Origin of the sequence: Ottowia sp. SB7-C50 (genome assembly GCF_033110285.1) — a bacterium.
In the GTDB taxonomy this organism is placed as follows: domain Bacteria; phylum Pseudomonadota; class Gammaproteobacteria; order Burkholderiales; family Burkholderiaceae_C; genus Ottowia.
In genome coordinates this window covers 285,514-299,621 of the sequence record NZ_CP136995.1, presented here as the reverse complement: position 1 = coordinate 299,621, position 14,108 = coordinate 285,514, and the positions used below count along the sequence as shown (strand labels likewise).

The 14,108-nt window shown below is 69.0% G+C and carries 14 protein-coding genes and 1 pseudogene; 8 read left to right on the top strand and 7 right to left on the bottom strand.

What is annotated here, in order from left to right; all coding sequences use genetic code 11:
- Position 1 precedes the first annotated feature (1 nt).
- From R0D99_RS01400 to R0D99_RS01375, 6 genes are all read left to right on the top strand, one after another.
- Positions 2–1,882: a hypothetical protein gene (locus R0D99_RS01400; protein ID WP_317749641.1), complete on the top strand. Its 1,881-nt coding sequence runs from the start codon at positions 2–4 to the stop codon at positions 1,880–1,882.
- Positions 1,875–2,096 carry a hypothetical protein gene (locus R0D99_RS01395; RefSeq protein ID WP_317749640.1) on the top strand — a complete coding sequence of 74 codons (222 nt, stop codon included), beginning with the start codon at positions 1,875–1,877 and terminating at the stop codon, positions 2,094–2,096. Before R0D99_RS01400 ends, R0D99_RS01395 begins: the two co-directional genes overlap by 8 nt.
- Positions 2,097–2,101: 5 nt before the next feature.
- Entirely contained in the window at positions 2,102–2,425 is a 324-nt protein-coding gene (locus tag R0D99_RS01390; protein ID WP_317749639.1) for a hypothetical protein, read from the top strand.
- The gene (locus R0D99_RS01385; RefSeq protein ID WP_317749638.1) at positions 2,422–3,375 is read left to right on the top strand and encodes a hypothetical protein; all 954 of its coding nucleotides are present in this window, start codon (positions 2,422–2,424) and stop codon (positions 3,373–3,375) included. Before R0D99_RS01390 ends, R0D99_RS01385 begins: the two co-directional genes overlap by 4 nt.
- 5 nt (positions 3,376–3,380) lie before the next feature.
- Complete coding sequence (locus tag R0D99_RS01380; protein WP_317749637.1) at positions 3,381–4,175, top strand: hypothetical protein; 795 nt, start codon at positions 3,381–3,383, stop codon at positions 4,173–4,175.
- Positions 4,176–4,329: 154 nt separating this feature from the next.
- Positions 4,330–5,109, top strand: coding sequence for a DNA adenine methylase (locus R0D99_RS01375; RefSeq protein WP_317749636.1), 780 nt, complete (start codon positions 4,330–4,332; stop codon positions 5,107–5,109).
- Positions 5,110–5,316: 207 nt separating this feature from the next.
- Here the strand turns inward: R0D99_RS01375 and pssA are convergent, their stop codons facing one another.
- The 7 genes from pssA to R0D99_RS01340 all read right to left on the bottom strand — a co-directional run bounded on the left by pssA (position 5,317) and on the right by R0D99_RS01340 (position 11,725).
- Entirely contained in the window at positions 5,317–5,949 is a 633-nt protein-coding gene (pssA, locus tag R0D99_RS01370; protein WP_317749635.1) for a CDP-diacylglycerol--serine O-phosphatidyltransferase, read from the bottom strand.
- 129 nt (positions 5,950–6,078) lie between these two features.
- Positions 6,079–6,879, bottom strand: a complete 801-nt coding sequence (locus R0D99_RS01365; protein WP_317749634.1) for an amino acid ABC transporter permease — start codon at positions 6,877–6,879, stop codon at positions 6,079–6,081.
- The gene (locus R0D99_RS01360) at positions 6,876–7,538 is read right to left on the bottom strand and encodes an ABC transporter permease subunit (RefSeq protein WP_317749633.1); all 663 of its coding nucleotides are present in this window, start codon (positions 7,536–7,538) and stop codon (positions 6,876–6,878) included. Before R0D99_RS01360 ends, R0D99_RS01365 begins: the two co-directional genes overlap by 4 nt.
- Positions 7,539–7,580: 42 nt before the next feature.
- A complete protein-coding gene (locus R0D99_RS01355; protein WP_317749632.1) occupies positions 7,581–8,483 on the bottom strand; it encodes a glutamate ABC transporter substrate-binding protein in 903 nt (300 codons plus the stop codon).
- Between the two features lie 93 nt (positions 8,484–8,576).
- Complete coding sequence (gene gshB / locus R0D99_RS01350) at positions 8,577–9,539, bottom strand: glutathione synthase (RefSeq protein ID WP_317749631.1); 963 nt, start codon at positions 9,537–9,539, stop codon at positions 8,577–8,579.
- Positions 9,536–10,732 (bottom strand): benzoate/H(+) symporter BenE family transporter, encoded by a 1,197-nt coding sequence (locus R0D99_RS01345; RefSeq protein WP_317749630.1) that lies wholly within the window; start codon positions 10,730–10,732, stop codon positions 9,536–9,538. Before R0D99_RS01345 ends, gshB begins: the two co-directional genes overlap by 4 nt.
- Before the next feature lie 72 nt (positions 10,733–10,804).
- Positions 10,805–11,725 (bottom strand): LysR family transcriptional regulator, encoded by a 921-nt coding sequence (locus tag R0D99_RS01340; protein WP_317749629.1) that lies wholly within the window; start codon positions 11,723–11,725, stop codon positions 10,805–10,807.
- A gap of 138 nt (positions 11,726–11,863) precedes the next feature.
- On the opposite strand from R0D99_RS01340, the gene R0D99_RS01335 reads away from it, so the two are divergent.
- Positions 11,864–13,078, top strand: a complete 1,215-nt coding sequence (locus R0D99_RS01335; protein WP_317749628.1) for a CoA transferase — start codon at positions 11,864–11,866, stop codon at positions 13,076–13,078.
- A 2-nt stretch (positions 13,079–13,080) separates the two neighbouring features.
- A pseudogene (locus R0D99_RS17225) lies at positions 13,081–13,902 on the top strand (alpha/beta fold hydrolase); the annotation flags it as partial.
- Between the last annotated feature and the right edge of the window lie 206 nt (positions 13,903–14,108).

The following is a 14,108-nucleotide window of genomic DNA, read 5'->3' as shown; positions in this document are numbered from 1 at the left end:
TGTGTCGCTCACGTCCCTTGACTTCGGCGCGCTTCCAGGTGGCCGGCTCGCGTTCGGTGAGGGCGCAGGCCCGGTCGGCCCCGCCCCGGTTGACGTATCCCTTGACGCCGACATCGGCGCGCTGGAATCTTTGCTCTCCCTTGGAGGGGGCCGTGCGTTCAGCATCGACAGCGACATCGGCGCGCTGGACGCCGCACTCGGGGTGTTTTGGGATGCCGGGGTATCGCGCGGCTTCACCCACCGCGCGCGATTCGGGTGGCAGGACGGCACCGAGGCGGTCTACGCAGCCGAGGCCCACTTTCAGGATTCGAAAGCCGTCGCGGTCGTGCGGGCCAGCCGCTGGCAAAACGGCGCCCCGTCGCCGAGCGCCGCCGCAGCGGCTTGGCAGGACAGCCGGCCTGAACGCGGTCACGCAGCAGCCGCATGGCAAGACGCCGCCCGGATTCGGGCGCGTGCCAGCAGCGCGTGGCAGGACGGCATTCAGCGCCGCGCGGCGCAGGCACCCCGGTGGCAAGACGGCTCGCCCGTTCGGCGCGCTGCCTTGCACCAGTGGCAGGAAATGGAGCGCTTGCGGCGCACGCTGGCAGAGCGCTGGCAGGAAGGCGCCGCTGTCCGCCATCTGCGCCGCGAGGATGGCCGTGACGGCACGCCCGTGCGGCGCCAGGCCAGTACGCGGTGGCAGGACGCGCGCAAGCCGCCCCCCGGCCGCAGTTGGCGCGTCATTCCGCCGCCGCCCAAGCACCTTTGCTACGACCCCGCCGACCTCGGCAAACTGCAATTCGGGCTGGACACATCGGCGCCGGGCGTGCTGGCGTTCTGGTGCAACCACGCAGATGATGGCCACCCGCGTGCCACCGTCACGGTGCTGCGCCGCAGGAGCTACATCGTGCTGACCAGTCTGGAAGTGGTGCGCGCCGACACGGCCCAGCCCTTGCCGGTGCTGGTGGACGGCTTCAGCATGCGGCTGGATCGTGGTTCGTGGACATGGGGTTTCAGCCTCAACGTGCACGCCGCCGCGTTGCCGCTGCTGCAGCCCGACGCCGACGGCCTGCCGCGCGAGCTGGAAGTGCGTGTCAACGGTCAGCCGTTTCGCATGCTGGCCGAATCGCGCGCGCGCTCGGTGCAGCACCCGCGTTCGGTGCTGCGGGTGGGCGGGCGCGGCAAGGCGGCGTTGCTGGACGCGCCATTCGCCGACGTACGCACTTTCACCCAGCCCACGGAGCGCACGGCGCAGCAGATCGCGCTGGATGTGCTGACGGTGAACGGTGTCTCCAACGGCTGGGCGGTGGACTGGGGCCTGGCCGACTGGCCGGTGCCCGCAGGCACCTGGGCACACCGCGGCACGTGGATCAGCGCGCTGGCCGACATTGCCGCCAGCGTGGGAGGCTACTTGCAGCCGCACGACACCGACGCCGTGCTGCGGGTGCTGCCGGGCTATCCGGTGCGGTCTTGGGAGCTGGCCAGCGCCACGCCTGACATCGAACTGCCGCCCGGCATCGCCACCGTGGAAGAGGTCGAGTGGGTCAATAAGCCGGTGTACGACGCCTTGTACATGCAGGGTGAGCCGGGCAATGCCCTGTACTACCGCAAGCGCGCCGGCACCGCGGGCGAAAAGCTCGCATCAATGGCCGTGCACGCGCTACTGGTCCATGCCGACGCGGCCGCGCAGCGCGCCATCGCCGATCTGTCGGACACCGGGCGGCAGGTGACGCAGAAGCTGACGCTGCCGGTGCTGCCGCAGACCGGCGTGATTCGCCCCGGCCAGCTGCTGCGCTACACCGACGACGCCGACGTGCTGCGCACAGGCGTGGTGCGCGGCGTGGCGGTCAACGCCGGCCCCGCCCGCATCGAGCAGGTGCTGGAGGTGCAGGCGCATGAATAACCTGTTTGCGGCCTGGCGCGAGCTGTTTGCCGGCGGTCCGCTGCTGGCCGGCACCGTCACCAGTTACGACGTTGGCGTGGCCACCGTGGAGCTGCCGGGAGGCGGCGAACTGCGCGCTCGCGGCGAAGCTGCCGTGGGCCAGCGCGTATTCGTCCGCGACGGCGTGATCGAGGGGCCGGCGCCCAACCTGCCGGCGAACAACGGAGAGGTCTGACCGACATGGAGATCGTGGCCAAGATCAAGCAGGGAGACACGTTTGTGCTGCCCTGCGCCTACACACCCGGCGGCGCGCCCGCATCCATCGCGCCACTGACCATTCGCGCGCTGATCAAGACGCGTTCTGGCCAGCCAGTGGGCGAATTCACCGTTCACCGCATCGACGAAGCGGGCGGCCTGTACGAGCTGGACTCTGGCGACACCCGCACCTGGCCAGTGGGCGAGCTGATTTCCGATATCCGCTATTCGGCAGGCGGCGCCAGCGTGGCCACGGACACCTTCATGGTGGCCGTGGGCGCTGCCATCACGCCCAGGGAGGCCGCATGAGCACTCCACTGATCGGCTCGACCCGCATCGGCGTTGCCGGCACCAGCGAGGTACGCGTGCTGGGCCCGGCGTGGGCCAAGGGCGATCCAGGACCGGCAGGCCCGCCGGGGCCACCCGGCGGCGGCGATGGTACGCCAGTCGTCGGGCCGCAGGGACCGCAAGGACTGCAAGGCGAGCCGGGGCCTGCGGGTCCGCAAGGCATCAAAGGCGACCCAGGTGCGACCGGCCCGCAAGGGCCGCAGGGCATCCAGGGTGCCGCCGGCGCGGACGGCGCGCAGGGACCGCAAGGACTGCAAGGCGAGCCGGGGCCTGCGGGTCCGCAAGGCCTCAAAGGCGACCCGGGAGCCACCGGCCCGCAAGGGCCGCAGGGCATCAAAGGCGATGCCGGCGCGGACGGCGCGCAGGGACCGCAGGGCGCGCCTGGGCCGCAAGGCGACGTCGGCCCGGCCGGACCGCAGGGGCTGCAAGGCGTCAAGGGCGACACCGGCGCAACCGGCGCGCAAGGCCCGCAAGGGCTCAAAGGCGACACGGGCGACGCCGGTCCACAGGGTGCCCAAGGCCTGAGAGGTGATGCCGGGGCGGCCGGCCCGCAGGGGCCACAAGGCGTAGCTGGTCCAGCTGGGCCGCAGGGGCCGCAAGGCGTCAAGGGCGATACCGGCGCGATTGGCCCGCAAGGGCCGCAAGGGCTGCCGGGAGAGCCAGGCGCCAGCGGCGCAACGTTCACGATCACGGTTGCGCGGCAAGCCTATGCCGACGTGGTGATCGCCGACGCAACCGTCACGCCTTCCACCCACATCCTGGGCGCGTTGGTGGCCTCCGCCGACTGGGACGCCGAAGAACTGACCGAGTTCACCACCGTGGCCGAGGCCGGCGCGGGCACCATCCACCTGCATCTGGCCCGCAACGGCCCGATTGGTGGCACCTTCAATTACCACTACCTGAAAGCCTGACCACCATGAGCCTGCTTCGCAACCTACTGGGCAACTTCATGCCCCACTTCGAGAGCCGTCGCATCGCAGCCAACCTGAGCGCCGTCAACGCCTCCGTCGAGCTGCCGCTGGACGGCGACAACAGCGCCACGATCATGATCGACGGCACCGGCACGCTGAACTGCACTTACATCGTCGAAGGGCGTGCCGATGACGCGAACTGGTATCCGATCATCTGCTTCCCGTACGCCCCTGCGAGCGTCGGCGGTACGCTGCCGCAGCCTGGCCAGCCGATCTACACCGAGACGGTGAACGCGGCCGCGGTGGATCGCATGCTTTGCGCCGCTGTCGGCGGCCTGCGCTCGATCCGCGTGCGGTTGTCGGCGTACACCGGTGGCAATGCCCTGGTCACGATCAATGCAGACACCTGTGAGTCGCTGAGCCCGTATGTTCGCAGCCAAAAGGCCGCGACGCTGCAGGTCACCGCCACTGGTGCTGCCAGCGCGGCCGTCACGGCCACCATCCCGGCCGTGACGGGTCTGCGCCACTACATCGACCGTGTGTCGGTGATCCGCAGCGCCACGGCAGCGCTCACGGCCTCCGCCACGCCGGTCGTCGTGACGACCACCAACCTGCCAGGAACACCAGCGCTCACGTTCGGCTCTGACGCAGGCGGCATCGGCGTGGACGTCGAGCGCGTGCTTGACTTTGGCGGTGCCGGCGGCGCCGCCACATCGCCGGGCGTCGCCACCACCTTCGTTTGCCCTGTGTGGACCGGGGTGATCTGGCGCGTCAACGTCGCCTATCGGCTGGGCCTGTAGCCGAGAAAAAAGACGGGCGACTGGCGGGGTGTTACGAGCACCACCGCCAGCCCCGAACCTGCAGATCGAGCCTGCAAGCCCGGCCAGGGACCGCCACTCTCGCGAGAGCGGCCCGAGCCTATCAGTGTTTCTTGCACAGAAACTGACTTGCAGCATGAGCAATACCGCATCCCCCATCATTCCCTGGATCGGCGGCAAACGCCGCCTGGCCAAGCATCTGCTACCCCTATTCCCTGAGCACGGCTGCTACGTCGAGCCGTTCTGCGGCGCGGCAGCGCTGTACTTCCTCAAGCCGGCCGCCAAGGCCGAGGTGCTGAACGACATCAACGGCGAGCTGGTCAACCTCTACCGTGTCGTCAAGCACCACCTGGAGGAGTTCGTACGCCAGTTCAAGTGGGCGCTCAGCAGCCGGCAAATCTTCAAGTGGCTGCAGATCACGCCCGCCGAGCCGCTGACCGATATCCAGCGCGCCGCGCGGTTCTATTACCTGCAGCGCAACACCTTCGGCGGCAAAGTCGAGGGCCAGAGCTTCGGCACGTCCACCACCGCAGCGCCCCGGCTGAACCTGCTGCGCATGGAAGAAGACCTGTCTGCCGCCCACCTGCGCCTCGCCGGAACGGTGATCGAGCACCTGGAGTGGGCCGCCTGCATCACCCGCTACGACCGCCCGCACACCCTGTTCTACTGCGACCCGCCGTACTGGGGCACCGAGGGCTACGGCGTCCCCTTCGCGCTGTCTGAATACGACCGCCTGGCCGAGCTGGCGCGCACCATCAAGGGCAAGATGATCGTCTCGGTCAACGACATCCCCGAGATGCGCCAGGCCTTCCACGGCCTGCCGATGCAGCGCGTCGAACTGGCCTATTCAGTCGGTGGCGCCGGCCGAAAGAACGTCAGGGCCGGCGAGCTGATCATCTGCAATTTCACCCCCTGACAGCGCATCGCAGGGGGAAGGAGTTGCTACGATGGCAATTCCATTACCGCCAGCGCAACGCTTTGGAGCTTGAAATATCTCACCGATCAACGCTCAAATATCGCGCCGCGCTTCAGATAGGCGCCCCGCGGGGATCGCAATATACTATTAAATTAATAGCTATCAGCGCTTGCCAGTCAAGCGCTGGAGGCATTTTTTAACTGAAAATCAAAGCTTGGGGATGCGAATCCGGCTGATCATCAGCGAGCCGGACAGCAGGTACAGCAGCACCAGCGGGTGCAGCGTGAAGCCGGCGATCGTGACCGCGCCGCCCCACAGATGGGCGCCGATGGCGCCCGTGGCGGCGGCGGCCCACAGCAGCGCCACCAGCAGCATCGACGTGGGGATCGGCGTGCCCTCGAAGTACTTGACCTTGTCGCCGCCGGCCGACATCGCCTCGGCCGTGACGTTGAAGCGCGCCAGGCGCGACACGCCGCACGCCACGAAGAAAGCCAGCACCACGCGGTCCCACAGGCCCTGCATGCCCACGCCGTAGGCGATGAGCGCCGGCGCCACGCCGAACGAGATGACGTCCGCCAGCGAATCCAGTTCGCGTCCCAGCAGCGACGACTTCTGCCGCCAGCGCGCCACGCGCCCGTCGAAGATGTCGAACACCAGCGCCGCCAGCACCAGCGCGCAGGCGTAGTACACGTGGTGCACGTCGCCGGTCTGGATGAAGGTGATGATGGCGAACATCGCCCCCACCCCGCACACGGCGTTGCCCAGCGTGAACCAGTCCGCGAGGTGGAACTCGCGGATCATGGAAAAAGGCTTCTTGCGCGCGGGGGTGGTGTCACTCATCGTGTGCAGTGTGCACCGGAGCAGCCGCCCACCGTGTCAGCCGATGGCGCGAATGGCATGCAGCAGACCGCCATGGCGCGCGGGGCGGCCGGGCGTTGAACCATCGACGCCCGACGCGCGTGGCAATGGTCAATGCATCGGCCGGCCGAGCCGCTTGCTGGCCTGCGACAGGGCGTAGTTGACCAGGCAATACAGCAACGCGACGACGAGGTACACCGGCACCAGCGAGTGGTAGTTGGCGATCAGCACCTTGGCGTTCTGCATCAGTTCGCCGTAGGTCACGACGTAGCCGAAGGTGGTGTCCTTGACCACGATGACCAGCTGCGCGATCAGGGCCGGGACGATGTAGCGCAGTGCCTGCGGAAAGACGATGGAAAAGAACACCTGCATTTCGGTCAGCCCCAGGCTGCGCGCCGCATCGGTCTGGCCGCGCGGCACGGCCAGCACGCCGGCACGGTAGACCTCGGCCACCACGGCGGAGGTGCTCAGGGCCACGGGCAGGGTCAGCATCCAGTAGGTGCTGAGCTTGATGCCGACCTGCGGCAGCACCAGGAAGCACACGTAGATGAGCAGCAGCGTTGGCGTGCCGCGCAAGAATTCGATGGCCGCGACGGCGGGCCAGCGCAGCAGCCGCGACGGCGCCAGCCGCCCGAGCAGCAGCACCAGCCCAAGCGCCAGCGCGATGACGGCGGCCATCGCCGCCGACGCCAGGGTGCCGAGCAGGCCCTTGGCGAGGAAGGCCCAGGTCGTCGGCCAGGCAAAGAATTCCCAGAACTTCGCCTCAAGCTGCCCCGCGGTGTGGAACTGGTACACGACGCCCGCGGCCAGCACCGCCAGCGCGGCGGCCGACAGCCAGTTCATCGCCCGCAGGGTGGCCTGGGTGCGCGGGCTGGGCGCGCCAAACAGGATGTCGTCCAGCGGCCGGCTCATCGCAGGATCCTCAGCTTCTTCTCCAGCCGGGCGCCGGCCCAGCCGATGAGCAGGCCGGTCGCCACATACATCGCCGCGGCCACCACGAAGGCGGGAATGCCGGCGGCGGAGTCGTTCGCGATCTTGGACACGAGCGCGGTGAGTTCGCGCCCCGGAAACGGCACCTGCGAGGCCAGCGAGGTCGACAGCATGAGCGCAATCAGCAGCGAGGTCATGGGCTGCACCACCGAGCGCAGCGCCTGCGGCAGCACCACCGTGGTGATGACCTGCAGCGGCCGCAGGCCCAGGCTGAGCGCGGCCTCGATCTGGCCGCCGGCGATGGTATTGATGCCGGCGCGCAGGTAGTCGGCCGTGAACGCCGAGCAGACCAGCGCCAGCGTCAGGATCACGGCGGGCTCATAGTCGATCACCACCTGCAGGTCGGGCAGCGCAAACACGATGAAGATCAGCAGCGCCACGCTGGGGATGTTGCGGAAGATCTCGACGTAGCCGGTCAGCACGAAGCGCAGCGGCGGCAGCGGCAGCAGCCGCAGCACCGTCACCACAACGCCCAGCGCGAAGCCGGGCACGAACGAAAACAGGGTGAGCTTCCAGGTCAGCAAAAGGGCCTGCCCGAAGGCAGGCCCGTAGTCGGCCAGCAGCCTGGAAACGTCACCCATGGGCCCGACCCGCGAAGCGAAAAGAAACCGCGGCGCGCCGGATCAGGGCAGCGCGGGCGGCGTCGGCACGGCGGTGCTGCCGGTGCGCTCGCCGATGGAGATGGTCCACAGCTTGGCCCAGGTGCCGTCGGCCTGCACCTTCTTCAGGAAGGCGTTGACGAAGGCGACGCCGTCCGAGCCCTTGGGCAGGCCAATGCCGTACGGGTCTTGCGCGCCAAAGGGTGCGCCGGCCAGCCTGGCGTCGCCCGAACCCAGGCTCAGCGCGTTCAGCAGCAGCGTGTAGTCGGTCACGTAGGCGTCGACGCGGCCCTGGCGCAGCCCGTCAAGGGCTTCCTGGTGCGTCTGGAATTCCTGCACGACGGCCTTGGGCGCGAACTGCGCCAGGATGGCCGGGCCGGTGGAGCCGGCCTGCGTGGCGACCTTCTTGCCCGCCAGGTCGTTGTACGACTGGATCGCCTTGTTGGTGCCCTTGACCAGCACCCCGGCCTGCGACGTGTAGTAAGGGCCGGCGAACGCGATCTTCTCGGCGCGCGCGGGGGTGATGGAATAGGTGGCCAGCACCATGTCCGCCTGGTCGTTGATGAGCACCTGCTCGCGCGTGGACGAGGTCACCTGCGTGAACTGGATCTTGGCCCCATCGCCCAGGATGTAGCGCGCCAGCATCTGGGCCAGTCCGGCGTCGAAGCCGCGCATACGGCCGTCCTTCTCGTTCAGCAGCGAGAACAGGTTCGAGGTCTGCGTGCCGCCCAGGCGCAGCGTGCCGGCCTGCTTGATCTTGCTGGCCCAGGTGCTGGAGGCAATGGTGGCCGGGCTGGCGACCGGGCCCGCTGCGACCAGCGCGTCAAACGCCGCCGCATTGATGGGCGTGCCCTGGGCGAAGGCCGATGCACCGGTGGCGACCGCCAGGGTCACCACGGCGGTTTTCAGGATGGATTTGATCGACATGCGGTCCTCGTGAGTGATGTGTAACGCAAACAAATATATAGCAGCCTGGGGTGGCGCGCACCGAAGGGCGGCGGCCGCCCCCGGGCCGACCGATCAATGCTTACCCTTGGGCGAACCGACGGCACGCTCCACCGCGTCGACGTACAGGGCGGGCACATCGCAGCCGGTCTGGTCGAGGATTTCACGGAAACCCGTCGGGCTGGTGACGTTGATCTCGGTCACCTTGGTGCCGATGATGTCCAGGCCGATCAGCAGCAGCCCGCGCGGCGCCAACACCTGGCCGATGGCGCGGGCGGTGGCACGGTCGGTGTCGGTGATGGGCTGCGCCACACCCTTGCCGCCCGCGGCCAGGTTGCCGCGCACTTCGGTGCCTTGCGGAATGCGCGCCAGCACGAAGGGCGCGGGTTCGCCGTCGATGATGATGATGCGCTTGTCGCCCGCCACGATCTCGGGCAGAAACTTCTGCACCATGAAGGTGGTGGCGCCGTGGTGGTTCAGCGTCTCGATGATGCTGCCCAGGTTGAGCCCATCGGGCCCGACGCGGAAGATGCCCATGCCGCCCATGCCGTCGAGCGGCTTGCAGACGATATCGCCATGCTCGGCATGAAAGCGCTTGACGTCGTCGGGCGAGCGCGTGACCAGGGTGGGACCGACAAACTGCGGAAACTCCATCACCGCCAGCTTCTCAGGATGGTTACGCAGGGCCGCCGGCTTGTTGATGACGCGCGCGCCTTCGCGCTCGGCCTGCTCCAGCAGGTGGGTGGCGTAGATGAATTCGGCGTCGAAGGGCGGGTCCTTGCGCATCAGCACGGCGTCGAAACCGGCCAGCGCGGCCTCGCGCCGGGCGGATTCGGTGAACCAGGCTTTCTCGTCGCCGGTCAGCGCGATGTCGCGCACCTGCGCCATCACCTGCTGCCCGCTTTGCCAGCGCAGGTGGCGCGGCTCGCACACGGTGATGCGGTGACCGCGTCGCTGGGCCTCGCGCATCATGGTGTAGGTGGTGTCCTTGTAGGTCTTGAAGGACTCGATGGGGTCGGCGACGATCAGCAGTTTCATGGTGCAGGTTTTTTGTTGCGCCCGTACTGTTGCACAAACAGCGCCACGCTGCCGGCCACCACGCCCCAGAAGGCCGAGCCGATGCCGGCGATGACCACGCCGCTGAGCGTGACCAGGAAGGTGATCAGCGCCGCCTCTCGCGTGCCCTCATCGGCCACCGCCTGCGTCAGGCCGTTGCCGATGCTGCCCAGCAGCGCCAGCCCGGCGATGGCCAGCACCAGCGCCGCCGGAAAGGCCGCCAGCAGCGCCGCGATCGCGGCCCCGAACACGCCCAGCAGCAGGTACAGCAGCCCGCACACCGTGGCCGCGGTGTAGCGGCGCGCCTTGTCGGGGTGCGCCTCGTCGCCCATGCAGATGGCGGCGGTGATGGCGCTGAAGTTGAGCGCAAAGGCGCCAAACGGCGCCAGCAGCAGCGTGACCACGCCGGTCAGCGTGATCAGCCGCGACACCGGCAGCGCGTAGCCCGTGGCGCGCATCACGGCCACGCCAGGCAGGTTTTGCGAGGCCATGGTCACCACGAACAGCGGCAGCGCCAGGCTGACCACCGCCTGCCAGTGGAACACCGGCGCCATGAACACCGGCCGCGCCAACGCGTCGCCCACGCCGTGCAGCCCGGGCGACTGGATCTGCCCGCCCAGCGCCGCCACCGCGATGCCGGCCAGCAGCGTGGCCATGACCGCGTAGCGCGGCGCCAGCCGCCGGCCGAGCAGGTACACGCCCAGCATGGTCAGCACCAGCGGCAGCGCCGTCTGCGCCGCGCCAAAGGCCTGCAGGCCGAAGCGCGCCAGCACGCCCGCCAGCAGCGCGGCAGCGATGGCCATGGGGATGCGGTTCATCACGCGCTCGAACCAGCCGGTGGCGCCGGCCACGATGATCAGCGCGGCGCACACCATGAAAGCGCCCACCGCCTCGCCCATCGAGAAGCCGCCAGCCACCCCCGCCGTGGCCAGCACCGCCGCGCCGGGCGTGGACCAGGCCACCATCACGGGCTGGCGCAGCACCAGCGAAGGCAGCGCGGTGCACAGCCCCATGCCCAGGCCCAGCGCCCACATCCACGACGCCACCTGCGCCGGCGTGGCGCCAAAGGCCTGCGCCGCCTGGAACACGATGGCCACCGAACTGCTGTAGGCCACCAGCACCGCCACCACGCCGGCGGTGGCGGACGAGGCACTCAGATCGCTGAAAAAACGCATGGCGGCGATTGTCGCGGGTCGCGCGGCCGCGCCTTTCTACTTCACTTTTGATAGCTTCCAGCGCTTGTCTGATCAGCGCTGGCGGCCCAAAAGACTCGGATTCTCGGTATTCGTCAGGTGCGCCACCAGTTGGCGCGCCACGGGCGTCAGCGCCTGCATCGAGCGCACGCACAGCGCCAGCCGGCGCTGCGCCCAGGGCTCATCCAGCGTCAGCACGCGGATCGCCAGGTGGGCGTACAGCGCGGCGCTGCCGCGCGGCATCACGCCCACGCCCAGGCCGGCGGCCACCATCAGGCACAGTGCGTCGTAGCCCGTCACGTGCATGCGCAGGCGCAGAGGGCGGCCGGCTTCGGCCGCGCCGCGCTGCAGCAGTTGGTGAATCGCGCTGCCGGGGTGCATGCCGATCAGGTCGAACGCCATGGCATCCCGCAGCTGCACGCGCCGGCGCCGCGCCAGCGTGTGGCCGGCGGGCACCACCAGCACCAGCTCGTCCTGCCGATACGGCAGCAGCGTCAGCGGCGTGGGCTGCTCGCCGTAGTGGCTGTCGCTCAGGATGCCGATGTCGGCCGCGTTCTCGGCCACGGCGCGCGCCACCGCGCTGCTGATCAGCTCCTGCAGCCGCACATCCACCTGCGGGTGCAGCGCCATGAAGCGCGCCAGATCGGCCGGCAGAAATTGCGTGATGGCCGAGATATTGGCCGCCAGCCGCACGTGGCCGCGCAGGCCGGCGCCGTGCTCACGCATCTGCTGGGCGATGCCGTCCAGCTCGTTCAGCACGCCGCGCGCCAGGTGCAGCAGCTCAAAGGCGGCGGGCGTGGGCTGCATGCCGCGGTTGCCGCGCGTGAACAAGGCCACGCCCAATTGCGACTCCAGCTCGGCCAGGCGGCGGCTGGCGGCCGAGGCGACGATGTGCCCGCGCGCGGCGGCGCGGGCAATGGCGCCCGTTTCCATCACGGCAACGAACAGGCGCAGGGAGACGGGGTCGAGCCGCATGCGCCGCATGGTACGCCAGCCATGCCCAAATGCGATGGCAAGCTCGCCAAATGCCACTTTGCAGCAGCTGCCATGCCAACGCAAGATTGCGCAATGGGCAGCAGCACGCGCCGCCACCACAACACCGCAGGAGACCGCATGAATCCCCCCACCCCCATGGCCCTGGCCGGCGTGCGCGTGGTCGAGATGGGCCAGCTCATTGCCGGGCCGTTTGCCGGCAAGACGCTGGGCGAGTTTGGCGCCGACGTGGTGAAGATCGAGCCACCCGGCGCGGGCGACCCGCTGCGCAACTGGCGCCTGATCCAGCACGGCACCTCGGTCTGGTGGCAGGTGCAGTCGCGCAACAAGCGATCGGTGGCGATTGACCTGCGCCAGCCCGAAGGGCAGCAACTGGCACGCGACCTGATCGCCGAGGCCGACGTGCTGATCGAGAACTTCCGCCCCGGCACGCTGGAAGGCTGGGGCATGTCGCCCGATGAACTGCACCGTCTGAACCCCGGCCTGGTCATCCTGCGCATCTCCGGCTACGGCCAGACCGGGCCGTACCGCGACCTGCCGGGCTTTGGCGTGATTGGCGAGGCGATGGGCGGCCTGCGCCACCTGACGGCCGAGCCGGGCCGCGTGCCGGTGCGCGTGGGCGTGTCGATTGGCGACACGCTGGCGGCGCTGCACGGCGTCATCGGCGTGATGATGGCGCTGTACCACCGCAAGGTGAATGGCGGCGCGGGCCAGGTGATCGACGTGGCGCTGCACGAGGCGGTGTTCAACGTGATGGAAAGCCTGCTGCCCGAATACAGCGCCTTCGGCGCCGTGCGCGAGGCCGCCGGCAGCGCGCTGCCCGGAATTGCGCCCAGCAACGCCTACCCGTGCCTGGACGGCTGGGTGCTGGTGGCCGGCAACGGCGACAGCATCTTCAAGCGGCTGATGAGCACCATCGGCCGCGACGATCTGGGGCAAGCGCCGGATCTCGCCGACAACGCCGGCCGCGTGGCGCGCGTGGCCGAGATCGACGCCGCCATTGGCGCCTGGACGCAAGGCCAGACGGTGCAACAGGTGATGGACGCATTGGCCGCCGCGCGCGTGCCCGCGGGCAAGGTCTACACCGCCAAGGACATCGCCGAAGACCCGCACTACCGCGCGCGCGACATGATCCTCAAGCAAACCACGCGCGACGGCGACACAGTGGAAGTGCCGGGCATCGTGCCCAAGCTCTCGGCCACGCCCGGCACCGTGCGCAGCAGCGCGCCGCACGTGGGCGACGACACCGACGCGGTGCTGCGCCAGATGGGCTTGAGCGCCGAGCAGATTGCCACCTTGCGCCAGCGCGGCATCGTCGCCGGCGCTGCAGCCTGACAATGAGCAACCACACAAGGAGACAAGCCATGCGCATCCCAGCGATTCGCCGCACCCTGCTGCTGGCCGCCACCGCCTGCAGCGCCCTGCTGGCCGCCTGCGGCAGCGCCGACGGCCTGCGTGTGAAGGAGGTGGGCAGCTACCACGTGGGCGGCCGCGCCGTCACGCTGAGCGGCCTGCCGGAGAAGGAAATCGTCTACAGCCCCGGCTCGCCGCCGGTCAGGCTCAACCCGAATGGCGACTTCGCGGTGGAGCAGATGTACACGCGCTATACGCGCCTGCTCGCTCCGCGCGGCAAGGTGCCTCTGCAGCTGTGGCACGGCGGCGGCCTGGCCGGCATGACCTTCGAGACCAAGCCCGATGGCGGCCCGGGCTGGGAAATGTTTTTCCTGCGCCAGGGTTGGGACGTGTACGTGAGCGACGCTGTGGAGCGCGGTCGCGCCTCGTGGGCGCGCTACCCGGAGATCTTCAAGGGCGAACCGGTGTTCCGCACCGGCAAGGAAGCCTGGGAGCTGTTCCGCTTTGGCAAGACCTACGACACCGATCCCGCCAAGCGCGTCGCTCTTGAAGGCACGCAGTTTCCGGTGGCGAGCTTTGCGCAGTTCACCAAGCAGAGCATTCCGCGCTGGGCCACCAACGACGCCGCCACGCAGGCCGCTTACGACGCCTACGTGAACCAGGCCTGCCCGTGCGTGATCGTGGTGCACAGCCAGGGCGGCAACTTCGCCTTCAACTCGGCGCTGAAATACCCCGACAAGGTGAAAGCGCTGGTGGCGGTGGAAACCAGCGGCTCGCCCGACCCGGCCACGGCCGACTTCGCGCGCCTGAAGAACGTGCCCATGCTGTGGGTGTGGGGCGACTATCTGGATCAGTACCCGTTCTGGCAAGCCATCTTCAAGCGCCAGGAGGCGTTCCGGCAAGGCATCGTGAACGCGGGCGGGCGCGGCGACGTGATCGTGCTGCCGCAGCGCGGCATCCAGGGCAACAGCCACATGATGATGATGGACCGCAACTCCGATCAGGTGGCCGC

Excerpts from the sequence above, each read along its gene's own strand:
- R0D99_RS01395 (WP_317749640.1), top strand. The coding sequence starts at position 1,875 with ATGAATAACCTGTTTGCGGCCTGGCGCGAGCTGTTTGCCGGCGGTCCG.
- R0D99_RS01390 (WP_317749639.1), top strand. The coding sequence starts at position 2,102 with ATGGAGATCGTGGCCAAGATCAAGCAGGGAGACACGTTTGTGCTGCCC.
- R0D99_RS01385 (WP_317749638.1), top strand. The coding sequence starts at position 2,422 with ATGAGCACTCCACTGATCGGCTCGACCCGCATCGGCGTTGCCGGCACC.
- R0D99_RS01380 (WP_317749637.1), top strand. The coding sequence starts at position 3,381 with ATGAGCCTGCTTCGCAACCTACTGGGCAACTTCATGCCCCACTTCGAG.
- R0D99_RS01375 (WP_317749636.1), top strand. The coding sequence starts at position 4,330 with ATGAGCAATACCGCATCCCCCATCATTCCCTGGATCGGCGGCAAACGC.
- pssA (WP_317749635.1), bottom strand. The coding sequence starts at position 5,949 with ATGAGTGACACCACCCCCGCGCGCAAGAAGCCTTTTTCCATGATCCGC.
- R0D99_RS01365 (WP_317749634.1), bottom strand. The coding sequence starts at position 6,879 with ATGAGCCGGCCGCTGGACGACATCCTGTTTGGCGCGCCCAGCCCGCGC.
- R0D99_RS01360 (WP_317749633.1), bottom strand. The coding sequence starts at position 7,538 with ATGGGTGACGTTTCCAGGCTGCTGGCCGACTACGGGCCTGCCTTCGGG.
- R0D99_RS01355 (WP_317749632.1), bottom strand. The coding sequence starts at position 8,483 with ATGTCGATCAAATCCATCCTGAAAACCGCCGTGGTGACCCTGGCGGTC.
- gshB (WP_317749631.1), bottom strand. The coding sequence starts at position 9,539 with ATGAAACTGCTGATCGTCGCCGACCCCATCGAGTCCTTCAAGACCTAC.
- R0D99_RS01345 (WP_317749630.1), bottom strand. The coding sequence starts at position 10,732 with ATGCGTTTTTTCAGCGATCTGAGTGCCTCGTCCGCCACCGCCGGCGTG.
- R0D99_RS01340 (WP_317749629.1), bottom strand. The coding sequence starts at position 11,725 with ATGCGGCTCGACCCCGTCTCCCTGCGCCTGTTCGTTGCCGTGATGGAA.
- R0D99_RS01335 (WP_317749628.1), top strand. The coding sequence starts at position 11,864 with ATGAATCCCCCCACCCCCATGGCCCTGGCCGGCGTGCGCGTGGTCGAG.